The sequence below is a fragment of the Pseudomonas sp. UW4 genome (assembly GCF_000316175.1).
GTDB classification, from domain to species: domain Bacteria; phylum Pseudomonadota; class Gammaproteobacteria; order Pseudomonadales; family Pseudomonadaceae; genus Aquipseudomonas; species Aquipseudomonas laurylsulfatiphila.
On sequence record NC_019670.1, the window covers coordinates 1 to 12,968 of the forward strand.

At 58.6% G+C, this 12,968-nt stretch carries 10 protein-coding genes; 6 read left to right on the forward strand and 4 right to left on the reverse strand.

The annotated features are described in order from the left end of the window. Positions 1 to 384: 384 nt before the first annotated feature. Genes dnaA through gyrB form a run of 4 tightly spaced genes read left to right on the forward strand, consistent with a single transcriptional unit; the run spans position 385 to position 6,598 of the window. Positions 385 to 1,908 carry a chromosomal replication initiator protein DnaA gene (gene dnaA / locus PPUTUW4_RS00005; protein ID WP_015092850.1) on the forward strand — a complete coding sequence of 508 codons (1,524 nt, stop codon included), beginning with the start codon at positions 385 to 387 and terminating at the stop codon, positions 1,906 to 1,908. Between the two features lie 39 nt (positions 1,909 to 1,947). Further along, entirely contained in the window at positions 1,948 to 3,051 is a 1,104-nt protein-coding gene (gene dnaN / locus PPUTUW4_RS00010) for a DNA polymerase III subunit beta (RefSeq protein ID WP_007969885.1), read from the forward strand. 20 nt (positions 3,052 to 3,071) lie between these two features. After that, complete coding sequence (recF, locus tag PPUTUW4_RS00015; protein ID WP_007969883.1) at positions 3,072 to 4,175, forward strand: DNA replication/repair protein RecF; 1,104 nt, start codon at positions 3,072 to 3,074, stop codon at positions 4,173 to 4,175. A gap of 5 nt (positions 4,176 to 4,180) precedes the next feature. Beyond that, on the forward strand, positions 4,181 to 6,598 hold the full coding sequence (gene gyrB / locus PPUTUW4_RS00020) for a DNA topoisomerase (ATP-hydrolyzing) subunit B (RefSeq protein ID WP_007969881.1): 2,418 nt from the start codon (positions 4,181 to 4,183) through the stop codon (positions 6,596 to 6,598). A gap of 372 nt (positions 6,599 to 6,970) precedes the next feature. Here gyrB and PPUTUW4_RS00025 read toward each other — a convergent pair whose 3' ends face one another. The 4 genes from PPUTUW4_RS00025 to glyQ all read right to left on the reverse strand — a co-directional run bounded on the left by PPUTUW4_RS00025 (position 6,971) and on the right by glyQ (position 11,377). Next, positions 6,971 to 7,750: a lysophospholipid acyltransferase family protein gene (locus tag PPUTUW4_RS00025; RefSeq protein WP_015092851.1), complete on the reverse strand. Its 780-nt coding sequence runs from the start codon at positions 7,748 to 7,750 to the stop codon at positions 6,971 to 6,973. Between the two features lie 82 nt (positions 7,751 to 7,832). Then, on the reverse strand, positions 7,833 to 8,366 hold the full coding sequence (gene gmhB / locus PPUTUW4_RS00030) for a D-glycero-beta-D-manno-heptose 1,7-bisphosphate 7-phosphatase (protein WP_008002304.1): 534 nt from the start codon (positions 8,364 to 8,366) through the stop codon (positions 7,833 to 7,835). Between the two features lie 6 nt (positions 8,367 to 8,372). Next, positions 8,373 to 10,427, reverse strand: coding sequence for a glycine--tRNA ligase subunit beta (gene glyS, locus PPUTUW4_RS00035; RefSeq protein ID WP_015092852.1), 2,055 nt, complete (start codon positions 10,425 to 10,427; stop codon positions 8,373 to 8,375). After that, on the reverse strand, positions 10,424 to 11,377 hold the full coding sequence (gene glyQ, locus PPUTUW4_RS00040) for a glycine--tRNA ligase subunit alpha (RefSeq protein WP_003187265.1): 954 nt from the start codon (positions 11,375 to 11,377) through the stop codon (positions 10,424 to 10,426). The genes glyS and glyQ overlap by 4 nt, the downstream gene beginning before the upstream one ends. An 81-nt stretch (positions 11,378 to 11,458) precedes the next feature. Between glyQ and tag the strand changes: the two genes are divergently transcribed. Next, entirely contained in the window at positions 11,459 to 12,016 is a 558-nt protein-coding gene (tag, locus tag PPUTUW4_RS00045) for a DNA-3-methyladenine glycosylase I (RefSeq protein ID WP_015092853.1), read from the forward strand. 40 nt (positions 12,017 to 12,056) lie between these two features. Continuing rightward, positions 12,057 to 12,944, forward strand: coding sequence for a lysophospholipid acyltransferase (locus tag PPUTUW4_RS00050; protein WP_015092854.1), 888 nt, complete (start codon positions 12,057 to 12,059; stop codon positions 12,942 to 12,944). Positions 12,945 to 12,968: the final 24 nt, after the last annotated feature.

Here is a 12,968-nt window from a genome sequence, read left to right on the forward strand (position 1 = left end):
AAAGCTTTTCTGTAAAGCTTATAAAAGCTAGGCCCGGACCCTTCTGTGGATAAGTGCCTTTAGCCCTTGTTTTACCTGCTGTACAGAGAATGACAACTACAGTGGAAAACCGTGTTCAGCCTGTGCTGCGCTATCGGATAACCTGTGTGTGGAAAGCCGGTTTATCCACAGGCCGGTTATCCACCGAGTTTCGCTCCCACTTGTGCAATGACCTTAACCCCGGTTATCCACAGAGCTTATGCACAGACCACTGGTCGTCTTTTTTGCGTATGAAACGGCGATTCTTCTTGGTCGATGAACCACCTTCGTGTGGATAAGTCGGCGTCTGGTCGCTACAATGGCCGCTTGTTTTTGCCTCACCGGCTTTCAACTTAGGGGATATCCGTGTCAGTGGAACTTTGGCAGCAGTGCGTGGAGCTTCTGCGCGATGAGCTGCCTGCCCAACAATTCAACACTTGGATCCGTCCACTACAGGTCGAAGCCGAAGGCGACGAGTTGCGTGTCTATGCACCCAATCGTTTTGTTCTGGACTGGGTCAACGAAAAGTACCTGGGGCGTGTTCTCGAATTGCTCGATGAGCACGGCAATGGCATGGCGCCTGCGCTTTCCTTATTAATAGGCAGCAAACGCAGTTCGGCACCGCGTGCCGCGCCAAATGCTCCCCTGGCAGCCGCCGCTTCCCAGGCCCAGGCTGCTCAAACACCCGCCAGTCCGCCGCCGCCAGCACCTGCTGCGGCTTCGACCAAGCGCACCACGCAAAAAATGGCCGATGTCACCGAGGAAGAACCTTCCCGTGACAGCTTCGATCCGATGGCCGGCGCCAGTTCGCAACAGGCCCCGGTTCGTGCCGAGCAACGTACCGTGCAAGTCGAAGGTGCGCTCAAGCACACCAGTTACCTGAACCGCACCTTTACCTTCGAGAATTTCGTCGAAGGTAAATCCAACCAGTTGGCACGCGCCGCCGCCTGGCAGGTGGCTGACAACCCCAAGCACGGTTACAACCCGCTCTTCCTTTATGGTGGCGTCGGCCTGGGTAAAACCCACTTGATGCACGCTGTGGGTAACCACCTATTAAAGAAGAACCCGAATGCCAAGGTGGTGTACCTGCATTCCGAGCGTTTCGTGGCGGACATGGTCAAGGCCCTGCAACTGAACGCGATCAACGAATTCAAACGCTTCTACCGTTCGGTGGATGCGTTGCTGATCGATGACATTCAGTTCTTCGCCCGTAAAGAGCGTTCCCAGGAAGAATTTTTCCATACCTTCAACGCCCTGCTCGAAGGTGGCCAGCAGGTCATTCTCACCAGTGACCGCTACCCGAAAGAAATCGAAGGCCTTGAAGAACGCCTCAAATCCCGCTTTGGCTGGGGCCTGACCGTAGCGGTCGAGCCACCGGAGCTGGAAACCCGCGTGGCGATTCTGATGAAAAAGGCCGATCAGGCCAAAGTCGAGCTGCCGCATGACGCCGCGTTCTTCATTGCCCAGCGTATTCGCTCCAACGTCCGTGAGCTGGAAGGCGCGCTCAAACGCGTGATCGCCCACTCGCACTTCATGGGGCGCGATATCACCATCGAGTTGATTCGCGAATCCCTGAAGGACTTGTTGGCGTTGCAGGATAAACTGGTCTCTGTGGATAACATTCAGCGCACCGTCGCCGAGTACTACAAGATCAAGATCTCCGACTTGCTGTCCAAGCGTCGTTCTCGCTCGGTCGCACGTCCGCGTCAGGTTGCAATGGCCTTGTCCAAAGAGTTGACTAACCACAGCCTGCCGGAAATCGGCGACGTGTTTGGCGGCCGCGACCATACGACTGTTTTGCACGCCTGCCGCAAGATCAACGAACTTAAGGAATCCGACGCGGACATCCGCGAGGACTACAAGAACCTGCTGCGTACACTGACCACTTGATGAACACCAGCGCAGCTAATTAAGGCAAGGGACTAGACCATGCATTTCACCATTCAACGCGAAGCCCTGTTGAAACCCCTGCAACTGGTCGCAGGCGTCGTCGAACGCCGCCAGACCTTGCCGGTGCTCTCCAACGTGCTGCTGGTTGTCGAAGGCCAGCAATTGTCGCTGACCGGTACCGACCTGGAAGTCGAGCTGGTTGGTCGTGTTCAACTCGAAGAGCCGGCGGATCCGGGTTCCATCACCGTGCCTGCGCGCAAGCTGATGGACATCTGCAAGAGCCTGCCAAACGATGCGCTGATCGACATCAAGGTGGATGAGCAGAAGCTTGTGGTCAAGGCCGGCCGTAGCCGCTTCACCCTGTCGACGCTGCCGGCCAACGACTTCCCAACCGTGGAAGAAGGCCCGGGCTCGCTGACCTGCAGCCTGGAGCAAAGCAAGCTGCGCCGTCTGATCGAGCGCACCAGCTTCGCCATGGCCCAGCAGGACGTGCGTTACTACCTCAACGGCATGTTGCTGGAAGTTTCCGCTGGTGTGATCCGCGCCGTGGCCACCGACGGTCACCGCCTGGCCATGTGCTCGATGCAGGCCGATATCGGTCAACCGGATCGTCACCAGGTCATCGTACCGCGCAAAGGTATCCTCGAACTGGCACGCCTGCTCACCGAGCCGGATGGCAATGTCAGCATCGTTCTGGGTCAGCACCACATCCGCGCCACCACCGGTGAATTCACCTTCACCTCGAAACTGGTCGACGGCAAATTCCCGGACTACGAACGGGTTCTGCCAAAAGGCGGCGACAAGCTGGTACTGGGCGATCGCCAGGCGCTGCGCGAAGCGTTCAGCCGTACCGCGATCCTGTCCAACGAGAAGTACCGTGGTATCCGTCTGCAACTGGCCAGCGGTCAGTTGAAGATCCAGGCCAACAACCCGGAGCAGGAAGAAGCGGAAGAGGAAGTGGGCGTTGAATACAACGGTGGTTCTCTGGAAATCGGCTTCAACGTGAGCTACCTGCTCGACGTGCTGGGCGTGATGACCACTGAGCAGGTTCGTCTGATCCTGTCCGACTCCAACAGCAGTGCGCTGGTGCAGGAATCGGATAACGACGACTCGGCCTACGTTGTCATGCCGATGCGTCTGTAATCATGCCCAGCAGAAGCTAGATGTCCTTAAGTCGCGTCTCGGTCACCGCGGTGCGCAATTTGCACCCGGTGACCTTCTCCCCCTCCCCACGCATCAATATCCTTTACGGCGCCAACGGCAGCGGCAAAACCAGTGTTCTGGAAGCCATCCATCTGCTGGGGCTTGCCCGTTCGTTTCGCAGCACCCGACTGTTGCCGGTCATTCAATACGAGCAACTGGCGTGCACCGTCTTTGGCCAGGTTGAACTGGCGGAGGGCGGGCACAGCGCCTTGGGCATTTCGCGGGATCGCCAAGGCGAATTCCAGATCCGTATCGATGGGCAGAACGCCCGCAGCGCCGCGCAACTGGCGGAAATCCTGCCACTGCAACTGATCAATCCTGACAGCTTTCGATTGCTGGAAGGTGCGCCGAAGATTCGCCGACAGTTTCTCGACTGGGGCGTGTTCCACGTGGAACCGCGCTTCATGTCAACCTGGCAGCGCCTGCAGAAGGCCCTGCGCCAGAGAAACTCTTGGCTGCGGCATGGTACACTTGACGCCGTTTCGCAAGCGGTTTGGGACAGGGAACTGTGCCAGGCCAGCGCTGAAATTGATGAATACCGCCGCGCTTATATCAAAGCCTTGAAACCAGTCTTTGAACAAACCTTGAGCGAACTGGTTGAGCTTGAAGGCTTGACGCTCAGCTATTACCGCGGCTGGGACAAGGACCGTGAACTGAGTGCTGTGCTCGCCGGGTCTCTGCAGCGGGACCAGCAAATGGGGCATACCCAGGCCGGACCACAACGTGCTGATTTGCGTCTCAGACTGGGCGCACACAACGCCGCGGACATCTTGTCCCGTGGCCAGCAGAAGTTGGTGGTTTGCGCATTGCGGATTGCCCAAGGGCACCTGGTCAGCCAGGCTCGACGCGGTCAGTGTATTTATCTGGTGGATGACTTGCCGTCCGAGCTGGACGAGCACCACCGTCGCGCGCTTTGCCGCTTGTTGGAAGACTTACGCTGCCAGGTATTTATCACCTGTGTAGATCACGAATTATTGAGGGAAGGCTGGCAGACGGAAACGCCAGTCGCTCTGTTCCACGTGGAACAGGGCCGTATCACCCAGACCCACGACCATCGGGAGTGAAGGCATTGAGCGAAGAAAATACGTACGACTCAACGAGCATTAAAGTGCTGAAAGGCCTGGATGCCGTACGCAAACGTCCCGGTATGTACATTGGTGATACCGACGATGGCAGCGGTCTGCACCACATGGTGTTCGAGGTGGTCGATAACTCGATCGACGAAGCGCTCGCCGGCTACTGCGACGACATCAGCATCATCATCCACCCGGATGAGTCCATCACCGTTCGCGACAACGGCCGTGGCATCCCGGTAGACGTACACAAAGAAGAAGGCGTTTCGGCAGCCGAGGTCATCATGACCGTGCTGCACGCCGGCGGTAAATTCGACGACAACTCCTATAAGGTTTCCGGCGGTCTGCACGGCGTGGGTGTGTCGGTCGTTAATGCCCTGTCGGAAGAGCTGGTCCTGACCGTTCGCCGTAGTGGCAAGATCTGGGAACAGACTTACGTCCACGGTGTTCCGCAAGAGCCGATGAAAATCGTTGGCGACTCCGAAACCACCGGTACGCAGATCCACTTCAAGGCTTCCAGCGAAACCTTCAAGAACATCCACTTCAGCTGGGACATCCTGGCCAAGCGGATTCGTGAACTGTCCTTCCTCAACTCCGGTGTCGGTATCGTCCTCAAAGATGAGCGCAGCGGCAAGGAAGAGCTGTTCAAGTACGAAGGCGGCCTGCGTGCGTTCGTTGAATACCTGAACACCAACAAGACCCCGGTCAACCAGGTGTTCCACTTCAACATCCAGCGTGAAGACGGCATCGGCGTGGAAATCGCCCTGCAGTGGAACGACAGTTTCAACGAGAACCTGTTGTGCTTCACCAACAACATTCCACAGCGCGACGGCGGTACTCACCTGGTGGGTTTCCGTTCCGCACTGACGCGTAACCTGAACACCTACATCGAAGCCGAGGGCCTGGCGAAGAAGCACAAGGTCGCCACTACCGGTGACGATGCCCGTGAAGGCCTGACCGCGATCATTTCGGTGAAGGTACCGGATCCGAAGTTCAGCTCCCAGACCAAAGACAAGCTGGTGTCTTCCGAAGTGAAGACCGCGGTCGAACAGGAAATGGGCAAGTACTTCTCCGACTTCCTGCTGGAAAACCCGAACGAAGCCAAGCTGGTCGTCGGCAAGATGATCGACGCAGCGCGTGCCCGTGAAGCGGCGCGCAAGGCCCGTGAAATGACCCGCCGCAAAGGCGCACTGGACATCGCCGGCCTGCCGGGCAAACTGGCGGACTGCCAGGAAAAGGACCCTGCCCTGTCCGAACTGTACCTCGTGGAAGGTGACTCCGCGGGCGGCTCTGCCAAGCAGGGACGTAACCGCAGGACCCAGGCAATTCTGCCCCTCAAGGGTAAAATCCTGAACGTCGAGAAGGCACGCTTCGACAAGATGATCTCTTCCCAGGAAGTAGGCACCTTGATCACCGCGCTGGGCTGTGGCATCGGTCGCGAAGAGTACAACATCGACAAGCTGCGCTATCACAACATCATCATCATGACCGATGCTGACGTCGACGGTTCGCACATCCGTACCTTGCTGCTGACCTTCTTCTTCCGTCAACTGCCGGAGCTGATCGAGCGTGGCTACATCTACATCGCCCAGCCGCCGCTGTACAAAGTGAAGAAAGGCAAGCAAGAGCAATACATCAAAGACGACGACGCCATGGAAGAGTACATGACGCAGTCGGCCCTGGAAGATGCGAGCCTGCACCTGAACGAGGAAGCACCGGGTATCTCCGGCGAAGCCCTTGAGCGTCTGGTGAACGACTTCCGTCTGGTCATGAAGACCCTCAAGCGTCTGTCGCGCCTGTACCCACAGGAACTGACCGAGCACTTCATCTACCTGCCGGCGGTCAGCATGGATCAACTGTCCGATCACGCAGCGATGCAGGATTGGCTGGCCCAGTACGAAGTGCGTCTGCGCACCGTCGAGAAGTCGGGCCTGGTCTACAAGGCCAGCCTGCGTGAAGATCGTGAACGTAACGTCTGGCTGCCAGAGGTCGAACTGATCTCCCACGGCCTGTCCAACTACGTCACCTTCAACCGCGACTTCTTCGGCAGCAACGACTACAAGACCGTGGTTTCCCTGGGCGCTCAACTGAGCACCTTGCTGGACGACGGCGCGTACATCCAGCGTGGCGAACGCAAGAAGCAAGTCACCGAGTTCAAGGAAGCCCTTGAGTGGTTGATGGCCGAAAGCACCAAGCGCCATACCATCCAGCGATACAAAGGACTGGGCGAAATGAACCCGGATCAGCTGTGGGAAACCACCATGGACCCGGGCTCGCGCCGCATGCTCAAAGTGACCATCGAAGACGCCATTGGCGCGGACCAGATCTTCAACACCCTGATGGGTGATGCGGTCGAACCTCGCCGTGACTTCATCGAGAGCAACGCCCTGGCGGTGTCCAACCTGGACTTCTGATTCCGGTCGCCCCGCCATACAAAAGGCCAACGCTCATGCGTTGGCCTTTTTATTTGTTGAGGTCAAAAGATCGCAGCCTTCGGCAGCTCCTACAGGCAGAAATTGATATCCCTGCAGGAGCTGCCGAAGGCTGCGATCTTTTGATTTTTTCCCCACCTGTTTCACTCTCGACTCGCTTTGTACACAGCCTGAAGCATCTACATTACAGGCATAAAAAAACCGGCTATATCAGCCGGTTTTTTTACGTCCGAAAAAAACTTATGCACGTTTTTATGGGATTTATCATTCTAAGAAATATGTAAAAAAATCATAAAGTTACGTACAAATAACGACGGTTTTCAATGAAACGGTACACAGGTTATCCACAGAATCTCAGACAGCCATCTGGTCGTTTGAAACCGGCGCTTGCGGAGCTGGTGGCAGTGAGCCCATTTCCCGTTGCATCTGCTCGTTCCAGGCCTGGACCCGGTCGTTCAATTCAGCAATGGCTCGTGGTCCCGTGCCTTCGGCATACATCGGTGTGCCAATGATCACGGTGATGACGCCCTGCTTCTTCGCCCAACCGGTTTTCGGCCAGAACTTGCCGGCGTTGTGCGCAATCGGCAGCACAGGCAATTCGGCGTTGACCGCCAATGCACTGCCACCACGCGAGAACTTTCCGATGGTGCCGTAAGGAACGCGCGTGCCTTCGGGGAAGATCAGCACCCAGACGTTGTCCTTGAGCAACTCATCGCCTTTCTGCGCCACATGCTTGAGTGCGGCTTTCGGGTTGTCGCGATCGATGGCGATCGGTCGCAGCATGGCCATGGCCCAACCGAAGAACGGCACATAGAGCAATTCGCGTTTGAGCACCTGGCTCAGCGGCGAGAAGTAGGCAGAGAGAAAGAACGTCTCCCACGTGCTCTGGTGGTTCGACTGAATGACGCAAGGCCTTTCAGGGACGTTCTCGGCACCCTTCACTTCGTAGCTGATACCCAGAAACACTTTGCTCAGCCACAAGGCGCAGCGACACCAGTAAACGTTGATGAAGCGATAACGTGCCTTGAACGGCAGAAACGGCGCGATAAAAAAACTCAGGCTGCACCACAGCAAGGAACTGGTGCCCAGCAGCAGGTAAAAGAGGAAGGTTCTGATGGCCTGCAGTATCAACATGGTGACGGTTACCGTGCGGGCTTTGCCCGTCTATATAAAGCACACTCCCGATCACTCCCTGGTCAGGAGTCTCGAAAACGCTCTAATTGTGGATAAGTTCTGCGGCAATCGCCGCCAGATCGTCAAAAATCAAGGTGCCTGCCGGTAAGGTCTTGCCCAAGGTTTTTTCGCCTTTTCCGGTCTTTACCAAAACTGGCTGTGAATCGACGGCTTTAGCGGCTTCCAGGTCACCAAGGCTATCGCCGACGAACCATAGATTAGTCAGCGACACGTTGTAATGTGCGGCGATGCTTTTCAACATCCCGGGTTTCGGCTTGCGGCAATCGCAGCCTTCGTCCGGCCCGTGGGGGCAGTAGACGATCAGGCCGACTTCACCACCCTGCTCCGCCACCAGCGCGCGCAAGCGCTCGTGCATCGCATCCAGGGTAGCGAGGTCGTAGTACCCGCGAGCGATGCCCGACTGGTTGGTAGCGACTGCTACCGTCCAGCCGGCCTTGCTCAACTGCGCGATGGCTTCGATCGAACCGGGGAGTGGAATCCACTCCTCCACCGACTTGATGTAAGCGTCGGAGTCGTAATTGATCACCCCGTCCCGATCGAGAATCAGCAGTTTCAAACAGTCTTACCCCAGCAACGAAATATCGGCGACGCCGAGGAACAACCCACGCAGACGCGCCAGCAATGCATAACGGTTGGCGCGGACTTTTGCGTCTTCCGCGTTGACCATCACGGCTTCGAAGAACGCATCCACCGGCTCGCGCAATGCAGCCAGGCGTGCCAGGGATTCGCTGTACTGACGCGAGGCGGCCATTGGCTGTACAGCCTGGTCAGCCTGCTGGATCGCCGAGTACAGGGAGAACTCGTTGGCATTGTCGAAGTACTTGGCTTCCACGACTGTAGGCACCGAACCTTCGACCTTGCTCAGCAGGTTCGACACACGCTTGTTCACCGCGGCCAGGGCAGCGGCTTCCGGCAATTTGCGGAAGGCCTCTACCGCTTGCACGCGCTGGTCGAAGTCCAGGGCCGAGCCTGGCTTCAGGGCACGCACCGACAGGTAGGTGGCGACATCGACGCCTTCGTCTTCGTAACGGGCACGCAGACGGTCGAAGATGAACTCCAGCACCGAGTCATTGAGGCCGGCAGCCTTGACCTTGGTACCGAACGCATCCACGGCGAAAGCCACGGCCTCGGTCAGGTCCAGGTCCAGTTGTTTCTCGATCAGGATGCGCAACACGCCCAGTGCCGCTCGGCGCAGGGCATACGGGTCCTTGCTACCGGTTGGCAGCATGCCGATGCCGAAAATACCGACCAGCGTATCGAGCTTGTCGGCGATGGCCACGGCCGCACCGGTCAGGGTGGACGGCAATTCAGCGCCGGCACCACGCGGCATGTACTGCTCGTTCAGGGCCAGGGCGACATCTTCCGGCTCGCCATCGTTGAGGGCGTAGTAGTAACCGGCGACACCTTGCATCTCCGGGAACTCGCCGACCATTTCGGTCGACAGGTCGCACTTGGACAGCAGGCCGGCACGAGCGGCCCACGCGGCGTTGCCGCCGATGCGTTGAGCGATGAACGCGGCGAGCCTGGAAACACGCTCGGCCTTGTCGTAGACGCTGCCGAGCTTTTCCTGGAACACCACGTTCTGCAGGCGCAGGTTGAAGTCTTCGAGCTTCTGCTTCTTGTCTTGCTTGAAGAAGAACTCGGCGTCGGTCAGGCGTGGGCGAACCACTTTCTCGTTACCGGCGATGATCTGCTGCGGGTCTTTGCTTTCGATGTTGGCCACGGTGATGAAACGTGGCAGCAACTTGCCGTCGGCATCCAGCAGGCAGAAGTACTTCTGGTTGTCCTGCATGGTGGTGATCAGGGCTTCCTGCGGCACGTCGAGGAAACGCTCCTCGAACGAGCACACCAGCGGCACCGGCCACTCGACCAGCGCAGTCACTTCATCGAGCAGGGCCGGCGGAACGATTGCCGTGCCTTCCTGACGGGTGGCCAGCTCTTCGGTGCGCTTGCTGATGATCTCGCGACGCTCGTTGGCATCGGCCAGCACGTAGGCGGCACGCAGGTCGGCCAGGTAGCTGGACGGCGAACCGATACGCACGCTTTCCGGGTGATGGAAGCGGTGACCACGGGAATCGCGACCGGCTTTCTGGGCGAGGATGGTGCAGTCGATGACCTGGTCACCGAGCAGCATCACCAGCCATTGGGTCGGACGCACGAACTCTTCCTTGCGCGCACCCCAACGCATGCGTTTCGGGATCGGCAGGTCGTTCAGGGAATCTTCGACGATGGTCGGCAGCAGGCTCGCGGTCGGCTTGCCGGCGATGCTCTGGCTGTAGCGCAGTTTCGGGCCGCTCTGATCGATTTCGCTCAGCTCGACGCCGCACTTCTTGGCAAAACCCAGTGCTGCCTGGGTCGGGTTGCCTTCGGCATCGAATGCAGCCTGACGTGGCGGGCCATCGAGGTTGATGCTGCGATCCGGCTGCTGGGTGGCCAGCGAGGTGATCAGCACGGCTAGGCGGCGTGGCGCGGCATAAACGGTTTTGGTCTCGTAGTTCAGGCCGGCAGCTTGCAGGCCCTTGTCGATACCGGCAAGGAACGCCTCGGCCAAGGTGTTCAGGGCCTTGGGTGGCAGTTCTTCAGTGCCCAGTTCAACCAGAAAATCCAGAGCACTCATTGTGCAGCCTCCAGCTTGGCCAGTACTTCGTCACGCAGGTCCGGGGTCGCCATCGGGAAGCCCAGCTTGGCGCGAGCCAGCAGGTAGGCTTGCGCAACGGAACGCGCCAGGGTGCGTACACGCAGGATGTATTGCTGACGCGCGGTCACCGAGATTGCCCGGCGCGCATCCAGCAGGTTGAAGGTATGGGAAGCCTTCAACACCATTTCGTAGCTCGGCAACGGCAGCGGCTGGTCGAGCTCGATCAGGCGCTTGGCTTCGCTTTCGTAGAAATCGAACAGTTCGAACAGCTTGTCGACATTGGCGTGTTCGAAGTTGTAGGTCGATTGCTCCACTTCGTTCTGATGGAACACGTCGCCGTAGGTCACTTTGCCGAACGGACCGTCAGCCCAGACCAGGTCGTAGACCGAGTCCACGCCTTGCAGGTACATGGCAAGACGCTCGAGACCGTAGGTGATCTCGCCGGTCACCGGGTAGCATTCGATGCCGCCCGCTTGCTGGAAGTAGGTGAACTGCGTCACTTCCATGCCGTTGAGCCAGACTTCCCAGCCCAGACCCCAGGCGCCGAGGGTCGGCGATTCCCAGTTGTCTTCGACGAAGCGGATGTCGTGGACCAGCGGGTCCAGGCCGACGTGCTTGAGGGAGCCCAGGTACAGTTCCTGGAAGTTGTCCGGGTTCGGCTTCAGGACCACCTGGAACTGGTAGTAGTGCTGCAGACGGTTCGGGTTTTCGCCGTAGCGGCCGTCAGTCGGACGGCGGCTTGGCTGCACGTAGGCGGCGTTCCAGGTTTCCGGGCCAATGGCGCGCAGGAATGTAGCGGTGTGGAAAGTGCCGGCGCCTACTTCCATATCGTAGGGCTGAAGTACCACACAACCTTGCTCGGCCCAGTATTGCTGGAGGGCGAGGATCAAGTCTTGGAAGGTACGCACGGCTGGCGTAGGCTGGCTCACGAAATTCACCTGTTTCTTGGGCTGCGATTTAAAGAGCGGGAGTATACCCGATTCATTGCTGCGCACGCCCCCTGGAGCCTTATGCCACGCTGCTTTTGGTGTTCCGAAGATCCGCTGTACATGGCTTATCACGATCAGGAGTGGGGCACGCCGCTACGCGATGCGCAGGGATTGTTCGAGTTGCTTTTGCTCGAAGGGTTCCAGGCCGGGCTTTCCTGGATCACTGTGCTGCGCAAACGCGAGCATTATCGTCAGGTGATGTTTGGTTTTGATGTCCAGCGCGTGGCGCAGATGAGCGATGCCGAAATCGACGAACTGATGCTCGATCCGGGCATCATCCGCAACCGCCTCAAGCTCAACGCGGCCCGGCGCAATGCCCAGGCCTGGCTGGCGCTGGAGGACCCGGTGGTGTTTCTCTGGTCGTTCGTCGGTGGCACGCCTGTGATCAATCATTTCAAGGACCGCAGCGAAGTCCCGGCCGTGACGCCGACCGCCGTGGAAATGAGCAAAGCCCTGAAAAAAGCCGGTTTCACCTTCGTCGGGCCGACCATTTGCTACGCGCTGATGCAGGCCTCGGGCATGGTCATGGATCACACTCGGGACTGCGACCGCTACGCGCAGTTGGCGAACGGCGGTTAGAATGGCCGCCTCGCGCACAGCACAAGATCAGGAGTGACCTGTGGATAAGTTGAAAGGCGCCTTGCTGGTAGGCGCTCTGCGGCTGTTTGCCCTGCTTCCGTGGCGGGCCGTGCAGGCCGTGGGCTCGGCGATTGGCTGGGTCATGTGGAAAACCCCGAACCGTTCCCGCGACGTGGTACGGATCAACCTGTCCAAGTGCTTTCCGGACATGGACCCCGCCGCGCGCGAACGTTTAGTCGGACAGAGCCTTAAGGACATCGGCAAGTCCCTGACCGAAAGCGCCTGTGCCTGGATCTGGCCGGCCCAGCGCTCCATCGACCTGGTGCGCGAGGTCGAGGGCCTCGACATTTTGAAGGACGCCCTCGCCTCCGGCAAAGGCGTGGTTGGCATCACCAGCCACCTGGGCAATTGGGAAGTGCTCAATCATTTCTATTGCAGCCAGTGCAAACCAATCATTTTCTACCGCCCGCCAAAATTGAAGGCGGTGGACGAGTTGCTGCAAAAGCAACGGGTGCAACTGGGTAACAAAGTCGCCGCTTCCACCAAGGAAGGCATCCTCAGCGTCATCAAGGAAGTGCGCAAAGGTGGTGCAGTGGGCATTCCCGCCGACCCGGAACCGGCCGAATCCGCCGGGATCTTCGTGCCGTTCTTCGCCACCCAGGCACTGACCAGCAAATTCGTGCCGAACATGCTCGCCGGCGGCAAAGCGGTCGGCGTGTTCCTGCATGCGCTGCGCCTGCCCGACGGTTCAGGCTACAAAGTGATCCTCGAAGCCGCGCCAGAGGCCATGTACAGCACCGATACGGCGGAGTCCTGTGCGGCCATGAGTAAAGTGGTCGAGCGTTATGTCGGCGCTTACCCGAGCCAGTACATGTGGAGCATGAAGCGCTTCAAGAAGCGGCTACCGGGTGAAGAGCGCTGGTATTGATTCAATTGGCATGATCTGTGGATA